General features: G+C 67.3%; 25 protein-coding genes. 12 read left to right on the forward strand and 13 right to left on the reverse strand.

Annotated features, from left to right (window positions below):
• Window positions 1-3: 3 nt before the first annotated feature.
• Together WK25_RS26740 and WK25_RS26745 are read right to left on the reverse strand one after the other, a co-directional pair.
• On the reverse strand, window positions 4-1,053 hold the full coding sequence (locus tag WK25_RS26740; protein ID WP_069243203.1) for an SPFH domain-containing protein: 1,050 nt from the start codon (window positions 1,051-1,053) through the stop codon (window positions 4-6).
• Between the two features lie 26 nt (window positions 1,054-1,079).
• A complete protein-coding gene (locus WK25_RS26745; protein WP_040140507.1) occupies window positions 1,080-1,466 on the reverse strand; it encodes a DUF350 domain-containing protein in 387 nt (128 codons plus the stop codon).
• Between the two features lie 121 nt (window positions 1,467-1,587).
• Here WK25_RS26745 and WK25_RS26750 point away from each other — a divergent pair, with 121 nt between their 5' ends.
• The 5 genes from WK25_RS26750 (at window position 1,588) to WK25_RS26770 (ending at window position 6,707) form a co-directional block, all read left to right on the forward strand.
• Window positions 1,588-3,102: a polyamine aminopropyltransferase gene (locus WK25_RS26750; protein ID WP_059544386.1), complete on the forward strand. Its 1,515-nt coding sequence runs from the start codon at window positions 1,588-1,590 to the stop codon at window positions 3,100-3,102.
• Window positions 3,102-4,721, forward strand: a complete 1,620-nt coding sequence (locus WK25_RS26755; RefSeq protein ID WP_069243204.1) for an FAD-dependent oxidoreductase — start codon at window positions 3,102-3,104, stop codon at window positions 4,719-4,721. The genes WK25_RS26750 and WK25_RS26755 overlap by 1 nt, the downstream gene beginning before the upstream one ends.
• A 148-nt stretch (window positions 4,722-4,869) precedes the next feature.
• Entirely contained in the window at window positions 4,870-5,631 is a 762-nt protein-coding gene (locus WK25_RS26760) for an N-acetylmuramoyl-L-alanine amidase family protein (protein WP_069243559.1), read from the forward strand.
• Window positions 5,632-5,681: 50 nt separating this feature from the next.
• A complete protein-coding gene (locus tag WK25_RS26765) occupies window positions 5,682-6,071 on the forward strand; it encodes a lysozyme inhibitor LprI family protein (RefSeq protein WP_040140514.1) in 390 nt (129 codons plus the stop codon).
• Between the two features lie 108 nt (window positions 6,072-6,179).
• The gene (locus WK25_RS26770; RefSeq protein WP_069243205.1) at window positions 6,180-6,707 is read left to right on the forward strand and encodes a GNAT family N-acetyltransferase; all 528 of its coding nucleotides are present in this window, start codon (window positions 6,180-6,182) and stop codon (window positions 6,705-6,707) included.
• 23 nt (window positions 6,708-6,730) lie between these two features.
• Here WK25_RS26770 and WK25_RS26775 read toward each other — a convergent pair whose 3' ends face one another.
• The 3 genes from WK25_RS26775 to WK25_RS26785 form a co-directional block, all read right to left on the reverse strand.
• Window positions 6,731-8,080, reverse strand: coding sequence for a glutamine synthetase family protein (locus WK25_RS26775; protein ID WP_069243206.1), 1,350 nt, complete (start codon window positions 8,078-8,080; stop codon window positions 6,731-6,733).
• Window positions 8,081-8,195: 115 nt separating this feature from the next.
• Window positions 8,196-8,753, reverse strand: coding sequence for a helix-turn-helix domain-containing protein (locus WK25_RS26780; RefSeq protein WP_059544391.1), 558 nt, complete (start codon window positions 8,751-8,753; stop codon window positions 8,196-8,198).
• Window positions 8,754-8,769: 16 nt separating this feature from the next.
• Complete coding sequence (locus tag WK25_RS26785) at window positions 8,770-10,059, reverse strand: NAD(P)/FAD-dependent oxidoreductase (protein WP_069243207.1); 1,290 nt, start codon at window positions 10,057-10,059, stop codon at window positions 8,770-8,772.
• 219 nt (window positions 10,060-10,278) lie between these two features.
• On the opposite strand from WK25_RS26785, the gene WK25_RS26790 reads away from it, so the two are divergent.
• The 3 genes from WK25_RS26790 (at window position 10,279) to WK25_RS26800 (ending at window position 12,022) form a co-directional block, all read left to right on the forward strand.
• Complete coding sequence (locus tag WK25_RS26790; RefSeq protein ID WP_040140524.1) at window positions 10,279-10,506, forward strand: DUF2945 domain-containing protein; 228 nt, start codon at window positions 10,279-10,281, stop codon at window positions 10,504-10,506.
• Window positions 10,503-11,081 (forward strand): DUF488 family protein, encoded by a 579-nt coding sequence (locus WK25_RS26795; RefSeq protein WP_069243208.1) that lies wholly within the window; start codon window positions 10,503-10,505, stop codon window positions 11,079-11,081. The genes WK25_RS26790 and WK25_RS26795 overlap by 4 nt, the downstream gene beginning before the upstream one ends.
• A gap of 203 nt (window positions 11,082-11,284) precedes the next feature.
• Window positions 11,285-12,022: a sulfite exporter TauE/SafE family protein gene (locus tag WK25_RS26800; RefSeq protein ID WP_069243209.1), complete on the forward strand. Its 738-nt coding sequence runs from the start codon at window positions 11,285-11,287 to the stop codon at window positions 12,020-12,022.
• Window positions 12,023-12,149: 127 nt separating this feature from the next.
• On the opposite strand, the gene WK25_RS26805 is transcribed toward WK25_RS26800, so the two are convergent.
• The 4 genes from WK25_RS26805 to WK25_RS26820 form a co-directional block, all read right to left on the reverse strand.
• On the reverse strand, window positions 12,150-12,728 hold the full coding sequence (locus WK25_RS26805) for an NnrU family protein (RefSeq protein ID WP_069243210.1): 579 nt from the start codon (window positions 12,726-12,728) through the stop codon (window positions 12,150-12,152).
• 293 nt (window positions 12,729-13,021) lie between these two features.
• Window positions 13,022-13,531, reverse strand: coding sequence for a TfoX/Sxy family protein (locus WK25_RS26810; protein ID WP_069243560.1), 510 nt, complete (start codon window positions 13,529-13,531; stop codon window positions 13,022-13,024).
• Window positions 13,528-14,637 (reverse strand): malate/lactate/ureidoglycolate dehydrogenase, encoded by a 1,110-nt coding sequence (locus tag WK25_RS26815; protein ID WP_069243211.1) that lies wholly within the window; start codon window positions 14,635-14,637, stop codon window positions 13,528-13,530. Before WK25_RS26815 ends, WK25_RS26810 begins: the two co-directional genes overlap by 4 nt.
• Window positions 14,638-14,705: 68 nt before the next feature.
• On the reverse strand, window positions 14,706-16,160 hold the full coding sequence (locus WK25_RS26820) for a M20 family metallopeptidase (protein WP_069243212.1): 1,455 nt from the start codon (window positions 16,158-16,160) through the stop codon (window positions 14,706-14,708).
• Window positions 16,161-16,712: 552 nt separating this feature from the next.
• On the opposite strand from WK25_RS26820, the gene adiC reads away from it, so the two are divergent.
• Together adiC and WK25_RS26830 are read left to right on the forward strand one after the other, a co-directional pair.
• Window positions 16,713-18,233 (forward strand): arginine/agmatine antiporter, encoded by a 1,521-nt coding sequence (adiC, locus tag WK25_RS26825; RefSeq protein ID WP_069243213.1) that lies wholly within the window; start codon window positions 16,713-16,715, stop codon window positions 18,231-18,233.
• A gap of 15 nt (window positions 18,234-18,248) precedes the next feature.
• Window positions 18,249-20,588, forward strand: a complete 2,340-nt coding sequence (locus WK25_RS26830; RefSeq protein ID WP_069243214.1) for an Orn/Lys/Arg decarboxylase N-terminal domain-containing protein — start codon at window positions 18,249-18,251, stop codon at window positions 20,586-20,588.
• A gap of 187 nt (window positions 20,589-20,775) precedes the next feature.
• On the opposite strand, the gene ftrA is transcribed toward WK25_RS26830, so the two are convergent.
• A complete protein-coding gene (gene ftrA / locus WK25_RS26835) occupies window positions 20,776-21,750 on the reverse strand; it encodes a transcriptional regulator FtrA (protein ID WP_069243215.1) in 975 nt (324 codons plus the stop codon).
• Window positions 21,751-21,861: 111 nt separating this feature from the next.
• On the opposite strand from ftrA, the gene WK25_RS26840 reads away from it, so the two are divergent.
• Together WK25_RS26840 and WK25_RS26845 are read left to right on the forward strand one after the other, a co-directional pair.
• Window positions 21,862-22,281, forward strand: a complete 420-nt coding sequence (locus WK25_RS26840; RefSeq protein ID WP_040140543.1) for a rhodanese-like domain-containing protein — start codon at window positions 21,862-21,864, stop codon at window positions 22,279-22,281.
• A gap of 90 nt (window positions 22,282-22,371) precedes the next feature.
• Window positions 22,372-22,698, forward strand: a complete 327-nt coding sequence (locus WK25_RS26845) for a superinfection immunity protein (protein ID WP_040141250.1) — start codon at window positions 22,372-22,374, stop codon at window positions 22,696-22,698.
• A 24-nt stretch (window positions 22,699-22,722) separates the two neighbouring features.
• On the opposite strand, the gene WK25_RS26850 is transcribed toward WK25_RS26845, so the two are convergent.
• From WK25_RS26850 to WK25_RS26860, 3 genes are all read right to left on the reverse strand, one after another.
• Window positions 22,723-23,895: a cytochrome P450 gene (locus WK25_RS26850; RefSeq protein ID WP_069243216.1), complete on the reverse strand. Its 1,173-nt coding sequence runs from the start codon at window positions 23,893-23,895 to the stop codon at window positions 22,723-22,725.
• A 77-nt stretch (window positions 23,896-23,972) separates the two neighbouring features.
• Window positions 23,973-24,239 (reverse strand): YodC family protein, encoded by a 267-nt coding sequence (locus WK25_RS26855; protein ID WP_040140547.1) that lies wholly within the window; start codon window positions 24,237-24,239, stop codon window positions 23,973-23,975.
• Between the two features lie 333 nt (window positions 24,240-24,572).
• The gene (locus tag WK25_RS26860) at window positions 24,573-25,439 is read right to left on the reverse strand and encodes an isocitrate lyase/PEP mutase family protein (protein ID WP_069243561.1); all 867 of its coding nucleotides are present in this window, start codon (window positions 25,437-25,439) and stop codon (window positions 24,573-24,575) included.
• Window positions 25,440-25,588: the final 149 nt, after the last annotated feature.

Genomic DNA, 25,588 nt, shown 5'->3' on the forward strand with positions numbered 1-25,588 from the left:
CGCTTACCGGGTGAGTTTCGCGAGGATTTCCGCCTTCGCGCGCGAGTAGTCCTCTTCTGTCACGAGCCCCTTGTCGAGCAGCGCCTTCAGCTGTTCGAGGCGTTGCACGTAATCGGCGCCTTCTGCCGGTGCGGCCGGTTGCGCAGCGGCGACCGGCGCCGCGACGGGCGCAGGCGCTGCAGCCGCTGCCGGTTGCGCGCCCGCGATCTGGCCGGCCATCGCCTGCCCGATCGCCGCGCCGGCGGCCAGCCCCGCGCCGACACCCGCGATGCCGCCCGGATTCTGCGCGGCCAGCGGGATCGCCTGCGCGGTCTGGTATTGCGTCGCGCGTGCGAGATCCCCGGCCATCCCGGCGCCGATCCGCAGGTCGAGCGCCTTCTGCAATTCGGCCGGCAACGATACGCTCTCGACCGCGAATGCATCGAGCGCGAGCCCGTAGCGCGTGAACACCGGCACCAGCGCCTCGGCAACGCGTTGCGACAGCAGCGTCTGATTCGCGGCCATGTCGACGAACGGCACGTCGGCCGAGCCGAACGTCGTGCTCATCGCGGTGACGACCAGATTGCGCAACTGCTGTTCGAGATCGTCGACCGTGTATTGCGCGCGCGTGCCGCTGACCTCGCGATGGAACGCGGCCGCATCGACGATCCGGTACGAGTAGATGCCGAACGCACGCAACTGCACGAAGCCGAATTCGCGATCGCGAATCGTCACCGGCTGCGCGGTGCCCCAGCGCCGGCCGAGTTGCAGCCGCGTGCTGAAGAAATAGACGTCCGACTTGAAAGGCGATTGAAAGAACTTGTCCCAGTTCTTCAGGTTGGTCAGCACCGGCAGCGTGCGCGTCTCCAGCTTGTACAGCCCGGGCTGGAATACGTCGGCGACCTTGCCTTCGTTGACGAACACGGCGACCTGCGATTCGCGCACGGTCAGCTGGCCGCCGTACTGAATCTCCTGGTCTTGCATCGCATAGCGCCAGGCCAGCACGCCGTCGGCATCTTCCGTCCATTGCAGGACGTCGATGAACTGCTTGCGGATAAACGAACCCAGACTCATGTCGGTCTCCTCGCGCGTATCGCGCGTCAGGTCAGGCAGGCGGCATTGATGATGCCGACGACGAGCGACGCGGTGCCCATCAGGCCGCCCATCGCGATGTTGCGATCCTCGATTGCATGGTTCATGCCGGGAATCAGGCGGGTGAGCACGGCATAGGTGACCAGCTGCACGGCCATCGCGCCGACAGCCCACAGCACGACTTCGCCGAGCGTCGAGTTGTGCGCGATGCTGGACGCGAGGGTCAGGCAGAAGCCGATCAGCGCGCCGCCGAACGACAGCGTCGCAGCCGCGTTGCCGTCACGAATCAGCGCCAGTTCGTCGAACGGCGTGACCTTCAGGTACACTGCCGCGAACACGAAAAGCAGCACGAACGCCGACAGCAAATGAACCGCATAAAGATAGGCACTATTCATTCTTTTCCTCGGATTTTGTGCTCGGTTCGCCGCCCCGTCGGAGGCCGGCCCATCGCAGGCGGCCCCTCGAAAATCCGCGCCAGTATATCCACATTGACGAACACTGCACAACGGACGCGCCATGCTTCATAAGCGCGCGCTCGTCCTGTCGATTCTCGTACTCGCGTCGTGCGGGCTCGGCTACGAACTGATCAGCAGCGCGCTGTCGAGCTACCTGCTCGGCGATTCGATCCTGCAGTTCTCGTCGGTGATCGGCTGCTACCTGTTCGCGATGGGGATCGGCTCGTGGCTCGCGAAGTTCGTCGAGGACGACGACGTGCTCGACCGCTTCGTCGACATCGAGCTGCTCGTCGGCCTGCTCGGCGGCGTGTCGGCAGCGCTCCTGTTCGCGGTGTTCGCGTGGCTTGCCGCGCCGTTCCGCGCGGCGCTCTACGCGCTCGTGCTCGCGCTCGGCCTGTTGATCGGGATGGAGATTCCGCTCGTGATGCGCGCGTTCCAGCAGCGCCGCCAGGCGTTCCGCCATACCGTCAGCGAAGTGCTGACGTTCGACTACCTCGGCTCGCTCGCGGTGTCGCTGATCTTCCCGCTCGTGCTCGCGCCGCGCCTCGGGTTGCTGCGCACGAGCTTTTTGTTCGGCTTGCTGAACGCGCTCGTCGCGCTGTGGACCACGCACTTGTTCCGTGACGAGATCCGCAACGTGCGCGGCAAGCTGATGCGCGCATCACTCGTAATCGGGCTGCTCGTCGCCGGTTTCGCGCTGTCGGACCGCATCACGCACTGGGCCGAGCACGGCGTGTACGGCGACGAGACCATCTATTCGGAAACCACGCCGTACCAGCGGATCGTGCTCACGCAATGGCACGACGACATGCGCCTGTACCTGAACGGCAACCTGCAGTTCTCGTCGCGCGACGAGCATCGCTATCACGAGGCGCTGATCCATCCGGCGATCGAAGCGCTGCCGTGGGCGAAGCGCGTGCTCGTGCTCGGCGGCGGCGACGGCCTCGCGGTTCGCGAACTGCTGAAGCACCGCAACCTCGAACGCATCACGCTCGTCGATCTCGACCCGGCGATGACGAGACTCTTTTCGACTTCGGCATCGCTCGTGAAGTTGAACCAGGGCTCGCTGAAGGACCCGCGCGTGCAGGTGATCAACGACGATGCGGTGCGCTGGCTCGAATCGAACGCCGACGTGTACGACGCAATCGTCGTCGACTTCCCCGACCCGACCAACTTCGGGCTCGGCCGGCTGTATTCGGTGCCCGTGTTCCGTCTGCTCGCGCGTCACCTGTCGGAGAACGGCTATGCGGTGATCCAGTCCACGTCGCCGTATTTCGCGCCGCACGCGTACTGGACGATCATCGCGACGCTGCACGAGGCGGGCCTCAATACATGGCCGTATCACTGCTACGTGCCGTCGTTCGGCGACTGGGGTTTCGTGATCGCCGGCAAGCGCCGCGACTTCGCCGTGCCGACGCATTATTCGGTGCCGACGCGCTGGCTCGATGCGCAAACGGCCGCCGAAATGTTCCACTTCCCGGCCGACATGCCCGCGCTGCCGATGTCGCCGAACGAACTCAACGACCAGCCGCTCGTGCGCCGCTTCGACGACGACTGGAAACACGTGCTGCGCTGATGGACCGCCGCACGTTCCTCGTCGCGTCCGCCGCCGCGTCGCTCGCCGCGTGCGGCCGCTCCGGCTGGATCGAGACGACGCCGCGCGTCGACTATCCCGGCATGCGCGAAGGCCATGCGCTGCGCGACCACGCAGCGTTGCCGCCGCCGTCCGGCACAATCGAGACCGACGTCGCGATCCTCGGCGCCGGCGCCGCCGGGTTGTCGTGTGCGTGGCAACTCGCGCGTGCCGGTCATCGGCGCTTCATGGTGCTCGCAGGGCCGGAATTCGGCGGCAATGCGGCCGGCGGCCGCTTCGGCGAGCTTGGCTATCCGAAGGGCGCGCACTACCTGCCGCTGCCGTCGCTCGAATCCGCGCATCTGCGCGACATGCTCGCCGATCTCGGCGTGATCGAATCCGGCGCGCTCACCGCGCACCCCGCGTACGACGAACGCGCGCTCGTGCACGCACCCGACGAGCGCCTGTTCATCGCCGGGCAGTGGCAGGACGGCATCGTCCCGACGGCCGGCCTCGACGCCGATGCACTCGCTCAGCAAGCCCGCTTCTTCGCGTACACAGACAACCTGCGCGCCGCGCGCGGTGCCGACGGCCGCAAGGTGTTCTGCATCCCGATCGCGGAGTCGTCGCGCGACCCGCGCTGGCGCGCGCTCGATCGACGCTCGTTCAGACAGTGGCTGCTCGACGAGGGCTACACCGCCGCCGCGCTGCACTGGTACCTGAACTACTGCTGCCGCGACGACTACGGCGCCGGCTACGAACGGGTGTCCGCGTGGGCCGGTCTGCACTATTTCTCGTCGCGCGGCGGCCATGCGAGCGACGCCAGCGACGGCGCGGTACTGACCTGGCCCGACGGGCTGCACTCGATGGTGACGAAGCTGTGCGAATCGATCACGGCGCGCACCGGTTCGAGCGCCTGGTCGCGCGACGGTTTCGCCGTTCGCGCGAACGAGCGTGCGGGCAGCGTCGACGTGCTGTGCGCGCGCATTGCCGCCGATGGTGCGGTGTCGACGTTCACGCTGAAAGCGCGCCGTGTCGTCAGCGCGATGCCGCTGTTCGTCGCGGCGCGCGTGTTTCCGCACCTGCGCGCATACGGCTTCGATCCCGCGCGCGACTTGCCGCCGCGCGCGCCGTGGCTCGTGTCCAACTTCCTGCTCGACGGGATGCCGGCCGAGCAAGCCGGCGTGCCGCTCGCGTGGGACAACGTCGTCTATGACGGCGCGGGGCTCGGCTATGTGGTGTCGACGCATCAGCTGATCCGCATGTCGCCGCCGACACGGTCGGTGTTCTCCGCATATCAGGCGCTGAGCACGCACACACCGGACGACACGCGCCGCTGGCTCACGCAGGCAAAGCCCGATGCGTTGCGCGAGCAGGCGGCGATCGATCTGCATGCCGTGTACGGACGCGAGCTGTGGAAGCATGCGACCGCGCTCGAGATCACCGTGCGCGGCCATGCGATGGCGACGCCCAACGTCGGCTTCCTGAGCCGGCCGGGGCTGCTCGCGCTGCGCGACGCCGACGGCCCCGTCGTGTTCGCGCACGCGGACTTGTCCGGGCTTTCGCTGTTCGAGGAAGCATCGTACTGGGGCATGCTCGCGGCGCGGCGCGTACTCGCGTGAGCAGCGGCATCCATTACGCTCGCCGGCGCCGGTTTCGTCATTGCGGCGCCGCCGGCACCGGCTATAATCGCGCCACATTCCGACTGCATTGAGCAGGCCGATGGCGCCGCGCCATGCGACGCGCCGTATGCCGTTCTCGACAACAACAATGATGAACCGAACCGTTCGACGCCTTCGCCCGTTCGCGCGTGCCGCCGCGCGCGTGCTCGCATGTGCACCGCTGCTCGGCGCTCCGCTCGCGCTGCACGCGGCCGACGCCGCAAGCCCCGATGCGCAGCCGGCGCCTGGCCGCTACATCGTCGTCGACACCGGCCATACACCGGCCCATCCCGGTGCAACCGGCGCGAGCGGCCGTGTCGAATACCGGTACAACCTCGATCTGTCCACCGCCGTTGCAGACAAGCTCGTCGCGCACGGCGATCGCGTGCTGCGCACGTCGGCCGATGGCCGCGAGATCGCGCTCGACCAGCGTTCGACGCAGGCGCCCGATGCAAACCTGTTCGTGTCGATCCATCACGATTCGATGCAGCAGCAGTTCATCGACGCCGGCCGGCAACGCGAATTCCGCGGCTTCGCCATATTCGTGTCGGAGCGCAATCCGCAACACGCCGAAAGCCTGCGCTGCGCAAGGTCGATCGCCGAGCGGCTGGTCGCGGCAGGTGAGCGGCCGTCGCTGTATCACGCGCAACCGATCAAGGGCGAGAACCGTCCGCTGATCGATCCGCAACTCGGCATTCACCGCTTCGACGATCTCGTCGTGCTGCGTACCGCGCCGATCCCGGCCGTGCTCGTCGAAGCCGGCGTGATCGTCAATCCCGACGAGGAAAAGCGGCTCGCGCAGCGCGAGACGATCCAGCGTCTGGCGGCCGCGATCGCGGGCGGGATCGACGCGTGTACGCCCGCCCGGTAACGGCCGCGCCCGTTCGTTTCAACGGTTTTCACCCAGTGAGGAGCACCATCATGAAGAAGAAGAATCTGCTTGCATCCTGTGCACTGCTCGCGCTTGCCGTGCCGTTCGCCGCGCACGCGGCCGGGTGCGGGAAGCCGCGCAGCGCGTTCGATCAGGTGTATTGCAGCAGCAACGAGTTTTCGCAGGTCGACCGCGAACTGAATGACGAATACGGCCGTGTGCGCAAGCTGTTGAGCGGCGACCAGCAGGCGAAGCTGAAGACGGGGCAGCTCGCCTGGATGAAGCAGCGCGACGACCGCTGCAGCGAAACCCGGGACGACGGCTATCTCGTGAACCTGCAGTGCGCGATCGACTTCACGCAATCGCGCCTGTCGTTCCTGCGCGAACGCGAGCGCGAGTGCGCGAGCACGGGCTGTGTGACGGCCAAGCTCGGCGAGTAAGGACAGTGCGGGTGCGGCTCACGACCGCACCCGCATGCACGCCCGGCGCCCGGGATTGAATGCGGCGACGTCTGCGTTGTGTCCCGCCAGCGGCAACACCACGCACGCATGCCATCGAACACGACAACGATCGCCCTTCGCGCGGCCACGCCGGCCGATGCCGCCGCCATCGCCGCCATTCACGTCGCATCGTGGCGCGCAACGTACGCCGGCATCATGCCGGCTTCGTTCCTTGCGGCTTTATCGGTCGAACAACGCACCGGCTTCTGGTATCGCGCGCTGACAGCAGGCGACGCGAACGTCACGATCGCATGCGGCGCCGACGGCGTGACCGGCTGGGTCGCGTACGGCCCGACGCGCGACACCGACAAGGATCGCTCGTGGGGCGAAATCGGCGCGATTTATCTGCATCCGGCGCATTGCGGCAAAGGCATCGGTGCGGTGCTGGTCGATCATGCCTGCCGGTCGCTGCGCGACGCGGGCCATGCCTGGGTGTCGCTCTGGGCGATCGTCCGGAACCGCCGGGCGCGGGCTTTCTACGAGCGTGAAGGCTTCGTCGCCGAAAGCGACATCAAGACATTCGACATCGAAGGCACGCCGATCGACGAAGTGCGCTACTGGCGCGCACTTCGCTAGTCCGCGCCGGTCGACGCGGCGCGTCAAAGAAACCACCGATACTCGCGTGCGCCGATCTCGTTGCGAAAATCCAGTTCCTCCTGCCGCTTGTTCTCGCAATAGACCATCACGAACTCGCTGCCGAGCCGCTGTCGCACGGCAGCGTGATCCTGCATCGCCGCGACGGCCGACAACATCTCCTTCGGGAAGTCGACTCCGCTGCCGCGATCGTCGTTGAGCGGTGCGATCGGCTCGAGCCTCGCATCGAGCCCGTGCTCGATCCCGGCGAGAATCGCCGCAAGCACCAGATACGGATTCGCGTCGGCGCTCGCGAGCCGGTGTTCGATCCGCAGATTGCGCGCATCCGACTCCGGAATCCGGATGCACGCGTCGCGATCCTCGAAGCCCCAGCTCGCGCGGCTCGCCGCGTTCACCATCGATCCGTAGCGACGGAATGCATTGTGATTCGGCGCGAATACCGGCATGCAATGCGGCAGCAGCGCGAGACACCCGGCCACCGCGTGCCGCAGTGGCCGCTGACCGTCGGCCGCGAGCAGGTTGCGACCCGCGTCGTCGTACAGGCTCACGTGCACGTGCATCCCGCTGCCCGGCGCGTGCAGGTACGGCTTGCCCATGAAGCTCGCGCGATAGCCGTGCTTCAACGCGACGCCGCGCGTGCTGCGGCAGAACAGCGCCGACCAGTCGGCCGCGCGCAACGCATCGTCGGTATGGCCGAAATTGATCTCGAACTGGCCGGGCCCGAGTTCGGCCGTGATCACCGTCGCATCGACGCCCTGCTCGCATGCGGCGTCGACCATCTCGTGCAGCACGTCGGCAAACCGCGACAGCCGCTCGATATGCATGTTCGGCTGATCGTCGCGGTCGTCGCTCAGCCGATCGCGCGGGTACTGCGGCATCCCGTCGGCGAGCTGAGCGGCGAACAGGTAGAACTCCAGCTCGAATGCGACCACCGGTCTGATCCCCCGTGCCGCGAAGCGCCGCAGCACGCGCGCGAGCACCTCGCGCGGCTCGAACTCGATCGGCGCCTCCGTGCCGTCGGAGCTGATCAGCATCTGCGCGAGCGGCTGCCGTTCCCAGCGCACCGGCTTCAGCGTGCCGGGGATCAGACGGCGCGGCGCATCGGGATCGCCGTCGTTGAAGCAGTAATCGCCGATCTTGTAGAGGCCGCCCTGCGTGCCGAGCAGCACGCAGTTCTGCGGCAGCTTCAGCAGCGAACCCGACGCGACCTTCTCGAGCGCATCGATCGGATAGCGCTTGCCGTAGAAGTGGCCGGGCAGATCGAGACAGATCAGGTCGACATAGCGGATCTCGGGATGCGCGTGCCGGAATGCGCGCACTTCATCGACCAGCATCGGAACGACGTCAGCAGTCATGTCTCATCCTTTCCATGTCTTTCGGATCCCGCACGGAACCCGCCGCATCCCAATCAGTACGCCAAATATTCGATGCAGCTTGGCGGCCGTTCGACACCGCCTGCCCGCGGACCGCTCAGGTGAATACCCAGATCACGCGCGTGGGTGCGTCGGTCAGGTTCGCATAGCGAAACCGCTTGTGCGCGGGCAACTGGAACGCGTCGTTCGGCCCGAGCGTGACCGGTGTATCGTCGCCGTCGAGCCAGATCGTCAGCTCGCCTTCGAGCACGAAACCACCCTGCTCGTCGCTGTCGTCGACGGCGCGCTCACCGCTGCTCGCGCCTGGCGCGAGATGGCTTTCCAGGATCGAGAAGCGCGAACGCATGTTCGGCGACACGAGTATGTCGGTGATGCCCGCCGCGTAATAGACGGTGCGGCGTTCGTCGGGCCGCGTGACCCACGGCACGCTGCGCGGTTTGCTCAGGCTGTAGAAATAGGTGGTCGGCACGCCGAGCGCCTCGCCGATCGCGGTGAGATCGGCGACCGTCGGCCGCGACAGCCCACGTTCCACCTGCGACAGAAAGCCGACCGAGCGACCGATGCGCTCCGCAAGCTCGTTGAGCGTGACCTTGCGATGCTTGCGCAGATCGCGGATCAGAATCGCCAGACTTTCTATCTCTTCCTGTTCGTTCATGTTGAATTCCGATGCGTCAGACGGTATCGCGCAAACGGTACCAGGCCTTGCCGATCGCCTCCATCGGCGCGGCGAAGCGAGCGCCGCCTGGAAAGCGCGGATTGCGGATGCGCTGGTATTGCGCGAGCAGGCGATCGTCGCCGAGCACGGCGTCCGCCACCGCGCGTGCGCCGGCGAGCGTCGGCAACACGCCGTGGCCCGAGAAACCCTGCAGCCAGAAACGCTGGCCGCGGCGGCCGATGTCCGGCGTACGCCGCATGCTGATGTCGATGTGGCCGCCCCATGCGTAGTCGAGCGGCACGCCGGTCAGTTGCGGAAACACGCGCTCGAGGTGCGGGCGCGTCGCGGCCGCGATGTCGGCCGGAATTCCGCCGAGATACGTGCAGCCGCCGCCGAACAGCAGGCGGTTGTCCGGACTTAGACGGAAATAGTCAGGCACGAACTGGTTGTCGATCACGCAGCTGTCGCGCGGCAACAGCGAACGCGCGACGTCCGGCGCCAGCGGCGCGGTCGCGACCTGGTAGGTGCCGACCGGCAGCAGCCGGCGCGACAGGTCGGGATCGAGCCGGTCGACATACGCGTTGCACGCGAGCACCAGCACGTCCGCGCGCACTTCGCCGCGCGCGGTGCGCGCGACGTAGCCACCAGCGGTCTCGCGACAGTCGAGCGCGCGGCTTTGCTCGAAGATGCGGCCGCCGGCCCGTTCGATCGTCTGCGCGAGCCCGAGCGCGAGCTTCAGCGGATTCAGATGACCGGCCTCCGGGTCGTAAAGGGCGGCAAGGTAGCGCGCGCTGCCGATCCATTCCGGCATCTCGTCGCGCCCGATCATGCGCAGCCGGTCGTAGCCCCACCGCTGCCCGGCTTCGTCGCGCGCCTGCGTCAGCATCGCAATGCGGCGCGGGCGCACCGCGGCCCACAGGCTGCCGGGCCGATAGTCGATGTCGAAGCCGTGACGGGCGGGAAGTTCGCGCACTTCGACCGCCGCCCAGCGCATGCTGTCCCACAGCATCCGCGCGCCGTCGCGGCCGAGCGAATCCTCGAGCGGCTGCATGTCGCACGACCAGCCGAGCAACGCCTGTCCGCCGTTGCGGCCCGATGCGGCCCATGCGACGCGGCTGGCTTCGAGCACGACCACGCGCTTGCCCGCGAGCGCGAGACGCAACGCCGTGTGCAATCCGCTGAAGCCGGCGCCGACGATCAGCACGTCGGCGTCGATGCATTCGTCCAGTTCCGGCCGACGCGGGATCGGCGCCGGATATGCAGCAGCGTAGTAACTCGCGACGTGACGGTCGGACTGCACGAACATGCGGACTCCCGTGAAATTTTCACCGGCAAATTTCATGAAAAATTAGCATGGCAATTTCACGGCGGCAAGCAAAACGACGGTGGGCCACGTTGTTGGAAGAATGAAAGCCCGGCGGGTCCGGCACGGCGCTTGCGCGACCGGCAACACGTTGCGCCGTCGGCCGGGACGCTTTTCGTGCACATCCGGACGACACCGCATCGATGCAAGGAGGATTTCCGCATGACGACGCCGTTCAAGCTGGGCGACTGCGTTCGCTGGAATTTCGAAGCCGGTTCCGCAACCGGCACGATCATCGCGGTCTACACGCAGGATTTCGATGACAAAGGCCATCGCCGCCGAGCGTCGCCGGAAGATCCGCAAGACGAGATCGAGGGCGACCGCACCGACCATGCCGCCCCGCATCGCGGCCGTGTGCTCGAACACCTCACCGGCAAGGACGACGCGTGACGCTTCCGTTCCATACCATCGGTCACTCGAGCCGCACGCTCGACCAGTTCATCGAGATGCTCGATGCAGTCGACGTCGCGCTGCTCGTCGACATCCGGAAAATGACGCGCTCGCGCACAAATCCGCAGTTCAACGAAGCGACGCTGCCCGACGCGCTGGCCAGAGCCGGCATCCGGTACGCGCACATCGCGGAACTCGGCGGGCTGCGCGGCAAGTCCCGCGACGTGCGCATCGGCGTCAACGGCTTCTGGACGAACCGCAGCTTCCATCGCTATGCCGACTACGCGCTGTCGCCCGAGTTTCGAGCTGGCCTCGACGCGTTGATCGCGCAAGGGCACCGACAGCGCTGCGCGATCATGTGCTCGGAAGCCGTGTGGTGGCGCTGTCATCGGCGGATCGTGTCCGATTACCTGATCGCACGGGGCGAAACGGTTCTGCACATCATGGGCAAGAATCGCACGGAACTCGCGCAGCTCACGGCCGGCGCGGTGATTCGCGATGACGGCACGATCGTCTACCCGGACGTCCGCGGCGATCCGGCAGCGGAAGAAACGACCGTGCGGCCGCACGCGTGAAGCAACACGCGCCGGAGGTCCGGCCACGCAACGGTGTGACGGCATGAAACGCCCGATGCCCGATGCAACACCGGAGGTCGGCCTGCGCTCCGCGGCGCCCGACACCGCGATCAGTTCGACAAGCTTTGCGCCGCCGCGACTCTCCATTACCATCTGGCGACCATCGCACGTGCCCCTCACTTCTTTTCGTTACTCCCGCGCCAATGCTCGTCCTCATCATCGTTGCCGGCCTGTGGGCCGGCCTGCAGAACGCCCTCGCCGGCGGCGGCTCGTTCGTCACGCTGCCGGCCCTGATCGTGTCCGGAATGTCGCCGCTCGCGGCAAACATCACGTCGACGGTCGCGCTGTTCCCCGGTCAGGTGACGACGGGCTGGGCGAGTCGCAGCATGGTGAGCGGCGTCGGGAAGCTGCCGTTTCGCGCACTGTTCGCGATCAGCGTGGCCGGCGGCGCGCTCGGCGGCCTGCTGCTGCTGAAAACCCCGTCATCGATCTTCTCGCACCTGGTGCCGTGGCTCGTGCTGTTCGCGACGGTCGTGTTCGCGTGGGGCAGTTTCTTCCGCAAGCCGGGTGCGGATACCCGGCATCTCGGCCCCGTCGCGGCTGGCGTCTCGCAGTTTCTGATCGCAATCTACGGCGGCTACTTCGGCGGCGGCATCGGCTTCCTGATGATGGCGGCGTTGACGATGGCCGGCCTGTCGCCGCGCCATGCGATGTCGACCAAGAACGCGCTCGCGGGCGTGATGAACGCGTCCGCAGTCGTGCTGTTCCTGAGCTCGCCGGATCTGCACTGGCGCGAGGCCATCGCGCTCGGCGGCGGCGCGATCGTCGGCGGGCTGCTGGGCGCCTGGGCGCTCCACCGCGTAAACGAGCGCGTGCTGCGTATCGCAATCGTGTGCATCGGCGCCGCGCTGACAGTCGGCCTGTTCGTCAAGCCGATCTGACCCACGCGCGCCGATTGCGCGGATTGCGCGCATGCCGTCGGCCGCGACGAACTCGGCGTCGATGGTCAAGCGCCACGTGCGCCGAACGCCCGCGTGCAATGCGCCCGCGCCGACGTCGCGTGCGCGTTCAACCGAAGGGCCGCACGCCGATCAGCGGGCCGTGCAAGAACATCGCAAAAACAGCCCATCCGACGAGTCCGGCTATGATCGTCACGGCATCGCCCGACAATCTGCCGGCCGGGTAACGGACGCCGTTGCCGCGATCGCGCGCGCGCCACACGACGAAATCGACCAGCGCCCACACGAAGAAAGCGCCGAACAGCACGACCGCATGCAGCGTGCCGTTCGCGAGCAGGTGCGCGATCGCCCATACCATCACGCCGGCCACCATCGGATGGCCGACGAGCGTCTTGATGCGGTTGCGCGGCACGTACGACGCTGCGATCAGCACGAATGCGATCGCGGTCAGCATGCCGGTGAGATGACGAACGCCGACGGGCGACACCCACAGCAGCGTCCCGCCCTGCCGCGCGATTCCGTAACCCCAGACGATCAGCACGAATCCGACGATCGACGCGATTGCGTAGGGGCCCTTCCAGCGCTTCTCGCCGATTCGCTCGATGGTCGCGGATCGCCAGCCGTCCGCGACGAGCCGAATCGAATGCACACCGAGGAAAATCGCTAAACCGAGAATCAGGACGAGCATCGGTTGTCTCCGTCTGGAACGGTGAGTGGGGATTCATTCGCGCGGCTTTCGGTGCGCCGTTCGCGGGGCCGGCGTCACGGCAGGTGCGGCCGCGCCAGACGCGGACGCGGTCCGCGCCGATCATAAACGCCGTGGCCGCCGTTGTGAAGCATGACGCACATGCGGTTCGGCAACGTTGATGCTTTCGTCCATTCCGGTGCGGGTGGCGGGCGTCACGCGCAGGTGCCGGCGCGATGTCCATCGCCAATTGACGAGAACGTGAGTCGTCATGCGGCTACGATGAGCAACCGGCGCTACGGCCGCTTGCGCTTCGTAACGGATTTCGCGGCCGGTTTCGAAACGGGTTTCGGCGGCGCTTTCGCACGCGGGTTCGCGCTCCGTTTCGCGGCTGGCGCCGTCGCGGCGGCCAACTTCGGCTCCGGAAGCCGCGCGGGTGCCGCACTCGCCTTCGCGTTGCGCTTCGGCGCGCCCGCGATCAATGCGGCGCGATACGCACCGCGACACCAGTCGAACAGCGCGCCCGCATCCTCGAGCACGTCGGCCGGGGTTTCGTAATAACCTTCGAGCGCGACGGTGCGCGTCGGACGCTCATACGAGAACGGCCCCATCCCCGCCGCCACGAACGCGGGGCGGTTCACGTCGTCGACGCGCAGGAACAGCGATCCGCGCGCCATGAAGCCGAACATCACGCCGTCGAGCCGCATCGCGGCGCCACTGAAAAACCGCACGACCTCGACCCTGCCGAGCGGCGCCAGCCGATACGCGATCTCCTCGCCGTGCGCCTTCTCCGATTGCCAGCTCATGCGGACTCCGTGCAGCGCTGCGTCCATGCGTCGAGTTCCGCGTCGCCGAAGCCGACGGCCACGGCGCTGTCGCGAATCTGCCGCCACGTCGCACGATCGACCGGAATGCCGTGCGCACCGCGCGTGGCGCGGCTCGCCTCTTCCGGCTCGCCAGGCATCTGCACCGGCGCGCCGCCGGCCGGCGGCGACGCCTTCGCCCATGCGACGAACGCGTCGGCTTCGCGCTCCGCGTCGGCGGCATCGAACGCATTCGGATCGATCAGCACCGACAACATCCCGTTGACGATCGCGCTCGTCTTCTGCAGCGTGTCGCCGTACGTCGTATGCCCGCCCACCAGCGCGCCGCCGAAGATCTCGCACATCGCGGCAAGCGCATAACCCTTGTGCAGACCGAACGGCAGCAGCGAGCCGAACGGCTGCTCGTGCATCACCGCCGGATCGTCGGTCGGCTGGCCGCGATGATCGATCAGCGAGCCGGCCGGCACGCGCTTGCGCTGGTTGTACGCGACCCGCGTCTTGCCGTACGCGATCGCGCTCGTCGCGAAGTCGAGCAGCAGCGGCGGCCGGCCCGCGCGCGGATACGCGGCGCAGAACGGATTCGTGCCGAAACGCGCATCGGTGCCGTGCAGCGGTGCGACAAGCAAGTCGCCGGGCACGCTGACGAAATGGAACGATACGAGCCCTGAGCGCGCGCATTGCTCGGCCCAGTGACCGATGCGGCCGAGGTGATGGACGTCGCGCAACCCGATCGCGCAGATGCCCATGCGCCGCGCGCGTTCGATTCCTTCCACCATTGCCTCGAACGCGATTACCTGACCGAAGCCGCGCCCGCCGTCGACAGTCAGCACCGCGCCGCCGTCGCGGACGATCGACGCGTGCCCGTTCAGTTTCAACTGCCCTTCCTGCCATGACGCGACGTAGTTCGGCAGCATCCCGATCCCGTGCGAATCGTGCCCGGCGAGATTCGCGCCGATCAGATGATCGGCAACGAGCCGCGCCTCGCGCTCGCTGCTGCCGGCCCGCTCCCACAGCGCCGCGACGAATGCATGCAGCGGTTCGGCGCGCATGTGCAGCGCTTCGGTGTCGGGTGTCGGCGGTGCGGTCATCGGCAAGGCTCCGTCAAGTCGGGTTGAATCCGCTCGGATCGGGCGGGACGAGCATGCGGCGCGAGCGCTCAGCGTGCGGACGCGATCACGTCCGCGACGGCCGCGGTCAGCTTCTTCGCGTACGACACGTGCAGGAACTCGTTCGGACCGTGCGCATTCGACTTCGGCCCGAGCACGCCGCACACCATGAACTGCGCGGACGGAAAGCCGGCCTGCAGCACGTTCATCAGCGGGATCGTGCCGCCGAGGCCCATGTAAGCGCAGTCCGCGCCGAAATGGCGGCGCGACGCGGCGTCTAGCGACGACGCAAGCCACGGGGCGAGATCCGGCGCGCTCCAGCCGGTCGCAGCGCCGGCGTCCGGCTTGAACGTGACCTTCGCGTTGTACGGCGGGTCGAGTTCGAGCAGTTCCTTCAGCTGCTGCACGGCCTGCGCGGCGTCGACCAGCGGCGGCAGGCGCAGCGACAGCTTGAACGCGGTGCGCGGACGCAGCACGTTGCCCGCGTCGGCGAGCGCGGGCAGGCCGGCCGCGCCCGTCACCGACAGCGACGGACGCCACGTCGAATTCAGCAGCGCCTCGCGCGGGTCGGTCGTGGTTGGCAGCACGGGCTTGCCGTCCGCGCCGCACGCCCAGGGCAGCCCCTTCCACACCGCGTCGCCGAGAATCGCGGCGGCTGCATCGGCCTCGCGCACGCGGCTGTCGGGAATCTCGCAATGGAACACGCTCGGCAGCAGGTTGCCGTTCTTCGCGTCTTCCAGGCGTTCGAACAGCTGCCGCATCACGCGGAAGCTCGACGGCGCGATGCCGCCGAACACGCCCGAATGAACGCCTTCCTCGAGCACTTCGACCTGCAGGTCGCCGGACACCAGCCCGCGCAGCGACGTCGTCAGCCACATCTGGTCGTAATTGCCGGCGCCCGAATCGAGGCACACGACGAGCGACACCTGGCCAAGCCGGTCGCGCAGCGCGTCGACGTACGGCAGCAAGTCGTAGCTGCCCGACTCCTCGCAGGTCTCGATCAGGCCGACGCAGCGCGGTCGTTCGACGCCCTGCTCGTCGAGCGCGCCGAGCGCCGCGAGGCTCGCGTAGATCGCGTAGCCGTCGTCGGCTCCGCCGCGGCCGTACAGCTTGCCGTTCTCGAACTTCGGCGTCCACGGGCCGAGGTCGGCGCGCCAGCCGTCGAATTCGGGCTGCTTGTCGAGATGGCCGTACAGCAGGATCGTGTCGGTGCTACCCGAGCGCGTGGCGGGCGTTTCGAAGAAGATCACCGGCGTGCGGCCGGGCAAGCGCACGATCTCGAGCTTCAGGCCTTTCACCGGCTGGCGTTCGGCCCACTGCGCGGCGTCGGTCACGACCCGTTCGAGATACCCGCGTTTCGCCCAGTCGGGGTCGAATGCGGGACTCTTCGCGGGAATCGCGATGTAGTCGGTCAGGGCATGGAGGATTTCATCGTTCCACTTGCGCTCGACGAAGGTAACGAGCTTGTCATGGTCGAGGACGGGGGTAGTGTCGACGGAGGTCATGGCGGGGTGCCTGGATCGGGCTGACGAAAATCCGGATGATACGCCGATGGCCCTGGCGCCGGGGTGGTTTCCGCGTCCGCTTGCGGGCCCCCTTTCGGATACCTTTCCCGGTGTGTTCACGGGCCGCGCGCGTCGATCGGACGCGACGCATATTCACCGGCGGCGCGTTTTCATTCCGTTGACGACAGTCAACCGGAATCATTGCCAGCCGAACGATTATTTACATCACGACTTGATTTAACCGGTTCGACAAAAACATCGATTATCGATCGACGCGCCATCAGCCAGCGCGTTCGATCGTCCGGCATCGCCGCCGCACACCCGCGCAACGCCCAGCGGGCCATATCACCGTGGCCGCTCCGACACATCGTTTCGCCAGTCTCAATGATTCACGTCAATATTTAATCAATTTAATTTCCGAATTTTCATTTAACTATCCGATTACCGATATAACATGACCTCGTTCAATAAAACGGCGATCCATTCCGGAATCGCCGACCGGCGTCCGGCCGCGCCACCTCAACCGCATCACGTCTTTTCAAGGAGCCTCGCATGTCCGATGCCAGCTCGTCCCCTTCCCGTGCCGCCGCCGCCCCGGCGGCGGCCTCCGCGCCGAAAATCGGCGTCATCCCCGCCACGCTGATGGTCGCGGGCAACATGATGGGCTCCGGCGTGTTCATGCTGCCCGCGAACCTCGCCGCCACCGGCGGCATCGCAATCTTCGGCTGGCTGATCACCGTCGTCGGCGCGGTGTCGCTCGCGCTGGTGTTCGCGAAGCTCGCCGCGATCGACCCGGCCGCCGGCGGCCCGTACGCATATGCGCGCAAGTCGTTCGGCCCGTACATCGGCTACCAGACCAATCTGATCTACTGGCTCGCGAACGTGCTCGGCAACGTCGGCCTCGCGGTCGCGGGCCTCGGCTATCTGACGCATTTCTTTCCGATGCTGCGCGACCCGCTCGTGTTCGCGCTCGCGCAGATCTTCGTGATCTGGCTGTTCACGTACGCGAACATCCTCGGGCCGAACGTCGTCGGTCGCGTGCAGTCGGTCACGACGATCTTCGCGCTCGTGCCGATCCTCGGGATGGCCGTGTTCGGCTGGTTCTGGTTCAGCAAGGACGTGTATTTCGCCGGCTGGAACGTGTCGGGGGCAAGCAGCTTCAGCGCGATCGGCGCGACGCTGAACTTCACGCTGTGGGCGTTCATCGGCGTCGAAAGCGCGTCGGTGTCGGCCGGGGTGGTGGAAAACCCGTCGCGCAACGTGCCGATCGCGACCGTCGGCGGCGTGGTGCTCGCGGCCGTCTGCTACGTGCTGAGCTCGACCGTGATCATGGGGATGATCCCGAACAAGGCGCTGCTCGCGTCGAGCGCGCCGTTCGCGGATGCCGCACGTCTCGCGCTCGGCGACACCGCGGCGAATGCGGTCGCGATCTGCGCGGCGCTCGGTTGCCTCGGCTCGCTCGCGGGCTGGACGCTGCTGGTCGGCCAGACCGCGAAAGCCGCGGCCGACGACGGCCTCTTCGCCGGCGTGTTCGCCCGCGTGAACTCGAAGAACGTGCCGTCGGCCGGCCTCGCGATCGTCGCGGTGATCATGTCGGTGCAGGTGCTGGCGACGATGTCGCCCAGCGCGAGCGAGCAGTTCGGCAAGATCGCGTCGATCGCCGTGATCATGACGCTGCTGCCGTACATCTATTCGTGCATTGCAATCAAGGTGCTCGGTTACGGCAAGATGCCGTCGCACCAGTTCGCGTTCTACACGATCGTCGGCCTGATCGGCGCCGTCTACGCACTGTGGGCGATGGTCGGATCCGACGGCCAGCAGACGCGCTGGTCGCTGATCTTCGTGATCGCGACGATCGTGTTCTACGAGTTGTCGATCAACCGCCAGCGCGAGATCGAGGAAACCCACGTTCATCCGGGCGGCCGCTCGCCGCGCTGGGTGCGCTATTTCGCGCTCGGCGTGACCATCGTCGCGCTCGTCGCGACGTTCTGGATCTCAGTGGGCCGCCACAAGCTCGACACCCTTCACGCACGCTCGCCGGCCGCAGCCGCGAACGCCCAGGCAACCCAATAAACGGGGGACTCACCCATGACCGCTTCCTTGACCCAACCGGCATTCCGCCGCCTCGGCATGAAGGCGCTGCTCGTACAGCACGACATCGACGAGCGCACGGCGACCGGCCGCGCGGCGACCGCGCTCGCCGAAGAATTGCGCACACGGCTCGTCGACGTCGTGATTGCGACCTCCGCCGACGACGCGCGCGCGGTCGTCAACGCCGATCCCGCGATCCAGTGCCTGCTGCTCAACTGGGAACTCGGCAACGATCCCGGGCACGCGCCCGCGCAGGCCGTGCTCGACGCGATGCGCGCGCGCAATGCGACGGTGCCGGTGTTCCTGCTCGCCAGCCGCGCGAGCGCGGCCGCGATTCCGGTCGACGCGATGCGCAAGGCCGACGACTTCATCTGGATGCTGGAGGACACGACCGCGTTCATCGGCGGCCGGATCGTCGCCGCGATCGAACGCTATCGCGAGACCGTGCTGCCGCCAATGTTCCGCGCGCTCGCGCAGTTTTCGCGCGTGTACGAATACTCGTGGCACACGCCGGGCCACACGGGCGGCACCGCATTCCTCAAATCGCCGGTCGGCCGCGCGTACTTCGAATTCTTCGGCGAGGCGCTGTTCCGCTCGGACCTGTCGATCTCGGTCGGCGAACTCGGCTCGCTGCTCGATCACTCCGGTCCGATCGGCGAAAGCGAACGTTACGCGGCGCGCGTGTTCGGCGCGCACCGCACGTATCACGTGACGAACGGCTCGTCGATGTCGAACCGCGTGATCCTGATGGCAAGCGTCACGCGCAACCAGGTCGCGCTGTGCGACCGCAACTGCCACAAGTCGGCCGAGCACGCGATGACGATGTCCGGCGCGATCCCGACCTACCTGATCCCGTCGCGCAACCATTACGGAATCATCGGGCCGATCATGCCTGAGCGGCTCACGGCGGCCGCCGTGCGTCTCGCGATCGATGCGAACCCGCTCGTGCGCGGCCGCGACGGCATCGATCCGACACCCGTGCATGCACTGATCACGAACTCGACGTACGACGGACTCTGCTACAACGTCGCACGCGTCGAGGAACTGCTCGGCCAGAGCGTGGACCGCCTGCATTTCGACGAAGCGTGGTACGGCTACGCGCGCTTCAACCCGATCTACCGCGATCGTTATGCAATGCACGGCGATCCCGCGCAGCACGACGCGAGCAAGCCGACCGTGTTCGCAACGCAATCGACGCACAAGCTGCTCGCCGCGCTGTCGCAGGCGTCGTTCATTCATGTCCGCGACGGCCGCAATCCGATCGAGCATGCGCGCTTCAACGAGGCGTACATGATGCACGCGTCGACGTCGCCGAACTACGCGATCATCGCGTCGAACGACGTGAGCGCCGCGATGATGGACGGTCCCGGCGGCGAAGCGCTGACGACGGACGCGATCCGCGAGGCGGTGTCGTTCCGCCGGATGCTCGCGCGGCTGCATGCGGAATGCGAGGAGAACGACGACTGGTTCTTCAACGGCTGGCAGCCGGACACGGTCGTCGATCGCAAGACGGGCCGGCGCATGCGCTTCCACGAAGCGGACGAAACGCTGCTCGCCACCGATCCGTCGTGCTGGGTGCTGCATCCGGGCGACACGTGGCACGGCTTCGGCGACATCGAGGACGACTACTGCATGCTCGATCCGATCAAGGTGTCGATCGTGACGCCGGGCGTCGCGCCGCACGGCGGCCTGATGCCGGTCGGCATTCCGGCGTCGGTCGTCACCGCGTATCTGGACCGCCACGGGATCGTCGTCGAGAAGACGACCGACTTCACGATCCTGTTCCTGTTCTCGCTCGGTGTGACGAAGGGCAAGTGGGGCACGCTCGTGAACACGCTGCTCGACTTCAAGCGCGACTACGACGCGAACGCACCGCTCGAACAGGCGCTGCCGGATCTCGTCGCGCGCTATCCGGACCGCTACGGCAAGCTCGGCCTGCGCGAGCTGTGCGACCTGATGTTCAGCGCGATGAGCGACCTGAAGACGACCGAGATGATGTCGCGCGGCTTCTCGACGCTGCCGCAACCGGACTTCAGCCCGGCCGAGGCGTTCGAGCATCTGGTGCACAACGACATCGAGATGCTGGAGTTGTCGGAGATGGCCGGACGCACCGTCGCAACCGGCGTCGTGCCGTATCCGCCGGGCATTCCGCTGTTGATGCCCGGCGAGAACGCCGGGCCGGCCGACGGTCCGCTGCTCGGCTATCTGAAGGCGCTCGAGCAGTACGACTTGCGTTTCCCCGGCTTCACGCACGATACGCATGGCGTAGAAGTCGAGGACGGCGTGTACAGGATCGCGTGCATCAAGAAAACTGTGCGCGCCGCCAACTCGCGCTGACCGCGCTTGCGCGACGCCGCGCCGGCCGTACGCGGCCGGTGTCGCGCGCCATCGCCGGCAACGGCGCGGCGTCGTTGCGGCGCCGCGATGACGGCGGTTACGCAGTCAACCACGCGACGTGCGCACGCTTGGCGCCGGCAAGCCGCGAGCACGGAGCCGCGCCGCCGCCGAACGCGCGGACACGGCCTCACGCGTCCGGCGAGCGAACCCCGCGGTCCATCCCGCGCCGGTACGCGGCCGGGCTCGTCGCCGCGACGCGCCGGAAATGCCGGCGCAACGATTCCTCCGAGCCGAACCCCGAGCGCGCGGCGATCTGCGCGAGCGACAGCGCGGGATGCGCTTCGAGCATGTCCTTCGCGACGTTCACGCGCTCGCGGATCAACCACGCAAGCGGCGACATCCCCGTCGCATCCGCGAACTGCCGCTGCAGCGTGCGCGTGCTCATTGCCGCTTGCGCAGCGAGCGACGCGAGCGTGTGCGGTTCGGCCGCATGCGCGCGCATCCAGTCGATGAGCTTCGCGAGCCGGTCGCTGCCGCCCGGCGCGACCGGGCGCGGCACGAATTGCGCCTGGCCCCCGTCGCGATGCGGCGGCAGCACGAGGCGCTGCGCAACACGGTTGGCGATCGCGCCGCCGTGATCGCGACGCACGAGGTGAAGCAGCATGTCGAGCCCCGCCGCCGATCCGGCCGACGTGACGATCTGCCCTTCGTCGACGTAGAGCGCGTCAGGATTCACCGTCAGCGCCGGATAGCGCGCCCGCAGGCGCTCCGCGTAGCGCCAGTGCGTCGTGACGGTCAGCCCGTCGAGCACGCCGGTCGCCGCGAGCACGAACACGCCCGAGCAGATCGAACAGAGCCGCGCGCCGCGGCGATGTGCGGCACGCAGCTTCTTCAGCAACGGCTCGGGCGGCAGTTCATCCGGATCGCGCCAGCCGGGAATCACGATGGTATCGGCGCGATCGAGCATCGCGAGCCGGTACGGCGCGGCGACCGTGATGCCGCCCGCCGCGCGCACCGGGCCCGGCTCGCTCGCGCACACCGCGAAGCGATACCAGTCGACGCCGAGTTCCGGGCGTTCGAGCGCGAACAGTTCGACCACACAGCCGAATTCGAATGTGCAGAGGCGATCGTAGGCGAGCGCGACGACGAGATGATTGTGCATGGCGCGATGTTACCGGAACTTGTCGATCGCGCCACTGCCGCGATAGCCGGCGAACCGCGATACTTCCCTTCATTCCGGCGCATTCCGCGCCGGCCTCAAGGAGCGCTTTTCATGTCATATGTAACCGACGTCCCCGCCGCCGACAGCGCCGCCGCCCTCGCGCATTTCGAAGCGTCGCTGCGCTTCGAGACCGACTGCTGGGATACGCACGATGCGCTCGCGTCCGGCGCGCCCGATTTCGTGCTGCTGGACGTCCGCAGTCCCGAGCAATTTGCCGCAGGTCACGTGCCCGGCGCGCGCAACCTGCCGCACCGCAAGATCGTCGCAGGCAAGCTTGCCGAGTACCCGGCCGACACGCTGTTCGTCGTCTACTGCGCGGGCCCGCACTGCAACGGCGCCGCACGCGCGGCGATCCGGCTCGCGCGCCTCGGACGCCCGGTGAAGCTGATGATCGGCGGCATCGCCGGCTGGCTCGACGAGGGTTTCGCGCTGAGCAACGAAGTGCACGCACAGAGCGCCGTTACGCGCTGATCGTCACCAAAAACGCAACAATCAATTGCCGGCACACGAATGGAAAAAGCGCGACAATCGGCCTCATTGCAGTTCGGACGGAGCAGCAACATGCAACACGCAGTCCTGATTCAGGTGGCCGGTTCGGTCGCAGCGATCGCGCTCTATTTTCTGCCGGCCGTCATTGCCGACCGCCGCGGCCGGCACGACAAGCTGATGATCGCGATGTTCAATGCGCTGTTCGGGTGGACGGGCATCGGCTGGCTGATGACGCTGTACTGGGCTTGCCAGCCGAACCCGCAAACCGACGTCGCGCAAACGATCCTAGCGAAACGCCGCGGCATCAGCATGCGCACCTTCTCGGCCGGGCTGGTCGAACGCGTACAGCGACGCGTCGCAGCGCAGGAGCAATGGGCCGAGAAGCAGGGTTGCCGCTGAATCGCACCGTTCCCGTCGTTGCGGTTACCTCGCCGGCATAAACTTCGGCATTCTTACGTTGGCCGACGCCCGGTAGTCCCATACCAGCCTGTCGCGGGGTTCATGACCTGCCGCGCGCAACCACGCACCGAATGCCCCCGCCGTGACCGCCCGCGCGATCCGTTCGCCAGGACACCCGTGCGGCCCGGTGCCGAACCCGAAATTCGGCCCCGGCGCGCGTGCCGGCAACAAGCGATGCGGGTCGCGATGCGCGGACGGGTCACGGTTCGCCGCCGCCAGCACGACCAGAATCGCCGCACCGGCATCGACGGTCACGCCTTCGATCGTCGTGCGCGATGCAACGAAGCGGCGGGTGTTCTGCACCGGCGCATCGAATCGGCCGACCTCGGCCACGAATGCATCGAGCGCCGCCGCGTCCGGCATCGCGCGTGCACCGCCGGGCTTCGTGGTATCCCACGCGACCAGCACGTTGCCGAGCCATGCGGCCGTCGCTTCGCAGGTCTGCGACAGCAATCCGACGAGATTCGCGACAAGCGCGCCGCTCGCGTGCCAGCCCGCCGCGCGCGCCGCCTGCTGCACCGCCGCGACCAGTGAGCCGTCCTGCGCACGGGTGTGCGCGACGCGTTCCGTCATCCGGTCGAGCAGGTGCCGCGCGCCTTCGCTTGCTCGGGCGAGCGCCGCAGCGTCCGACAGGGGCGACAGCGCGGCGACGAAATCCACGACCCACGCGGCGATGTCGTCCAGTTGTGCATCGTCGAAACCGAGCAGATCGGCGACCGCGCACACCGGCACCGTCATGCACCACGCATTCAATGCATGCGCATCGTGTGGCGCACGGAGTCGGTCGCCGGCAAGCCGTGCGGCACGCTCGCGCAGCGCATCCGCGTCGAGCGGCGCGAACGCCGCGCGCAGCGCCTGCTTCGGCACGTCGTGCCGCAACGCGCCGTCGTTCATGCGTACAAGATCGCCGAACAGCGCGCCGGCCGTCGTGCCGCGCAATGCCGGCGGCACCGGCGCATCGAGCGGCCTGACGCGGCATGCCGGGTGGCCGAGCACGGCCGTCACGCTCGCCGCGCGGCTCGCGACCCAGAGGCCGAGCGCAGCGTCGAACGCGAGCGGCGGCCCGTCGACGAGCGTCGCGTAGTAGGGATAGGGATCGCGGTGCGTGACCGCGGCAATCGGATCGGTCGGGTTCATGCGTGCAGTATCGGCGCTCCCGACCGCCGGATGTTTCGGGGTTGCGTGAAATGTCGTGGTGATCGCGTTGCGCGCGCTCAGGCCGCGGACCGGTAACGATGCGTGAGCATACGCATGCAGGCGCGGCCGGCGGAAATTGCGCGCGGCTCCCGCGTCACCGCGTCGTGACGGAACATTTCCTGGCGGAAGTGGCCGCTGTCGTCGAACCACTGGCAGATCAGCCAGTCGGCATCGTCGAACGCGACTGGCCCGGCGTAAGTGATGGTCATGCGCGGCCCGCCGGTTTTCAGCGTGACGACATCGCCGACGCGAAAGCCGCTGCGTTGATTTTCTCGGATTTTCATCGCTCTCTCGATTTTATATATATTCATTTTCCGGCGGCCCCTACACCGGTCTTTCGGATCTACCGCAGATTACCAATCCGAAAATCAACCGGCAACTCCCGAACACGGGAAATACATCGGGCCAAAAAATCGCAACAATCCGCGCCATCGGCACGCTGGCGCGTGATTAGGGCCAGAACCGGCGCGGTTTCCACGCAGGCACAGGCAATCCGCCGGAATGCGGAGAATAAACGATGTATTTCGCGCCGTCAGCCGACTTTAAATCGGCAGCGACTTCCATTGATTATCGTCAATCGATTTTCGACCGGGAACGTTTCCATATTTTATCGGCACTCATCGTCCGAACTCCAGCGTTACGGGCGAATTGTCCGGTGCCGAAAACCATCGGTCGAGGTCGCGCCCGGGCACCGCCGCTTGCGCGAACGTGAACGTGCCGTCGCGTGCCATCTCGGTCGCGGCGCGCAGGAACGCGCCGAACGCGGTCCGCGCCAGCGCGCCGCCGACGCTAATGCGCTTCACGCCGAGCGCCGCGAGCGCATCGACGCTCAGTAACCCGCCTTGCAGCCCCATCACGACGTTGACCGGTGCACCGACGGCGCGCGTGACCGCCGCGATGTCGCCGGAATCGGTCAGACCGGGCGCGTACAGCACGTCGGCGCCTGCGTCGCGATATGCGACCAGCCGCGCGATCGTATCGGCAAGGTCGCGGCGGCCGTGCAGGTAGTTCTCGCAGCGAGCGGTCAGCGTGAACGGAAACGGCAGCGTGCGCGCTGCATCGACTGCCGCGGCGATCCGCTCGACCGCCGCGTCGTGCGGATAGATCGGCGTGTCGGCACGGCCGGTCGCGTCTTCGATGGAGCCGCCGACCGCGCCCGCTTCGGCCGCGAGGCGGATCGTCTCCGCGACCGCGTCCGGCGCGTCGCCGAAGCCGTTCTCGAGATCGGCGCTGACGGGCAGACCGCCTGCGGCAACGATCTCGGCGATGTGGTCGAGCATCTCGTCACGACCGATCGCGTTGTCCGGCCGTCCTCGCGAATAGGCGAAGCCTGCGCTCGTCGTCGCGAGCGATTCGAAGCCCGCCATCGCGAGCAGGCGCGCGGAACCGGCATCCCACGGGTTCGGGATGATGAATGCGCCGGGGCGCGCGTGCAGCGCGCGGAAGGCTTCGGCGTGGCGGAACTGCGGGCTGAATTCGGTCATCGCGGTCTCCTCGGGACTGGAGACGCCAGCATACGCGCGCGCGATACCGCGACGGTTCATCGGAAGGCGAAATATCGATGCCGGTAGCACGCCGCCGATGCTACCGATCAGGCGCACGGCGCGTTTTCGTCGAACCGGACGAGCGGCGC

Origin of the sequence: Burkholderia latens, assembly GCF_001718795.1 — a bacterium.
In the GTDB taxonomy this organism is placed as follows: domain Bacteria; phylum Pseudomonadota; class Gammaproteobacteria; order Burkholderiales; family Burkholderiaceae; genus Burkholderia; species Burkholderia latens_A.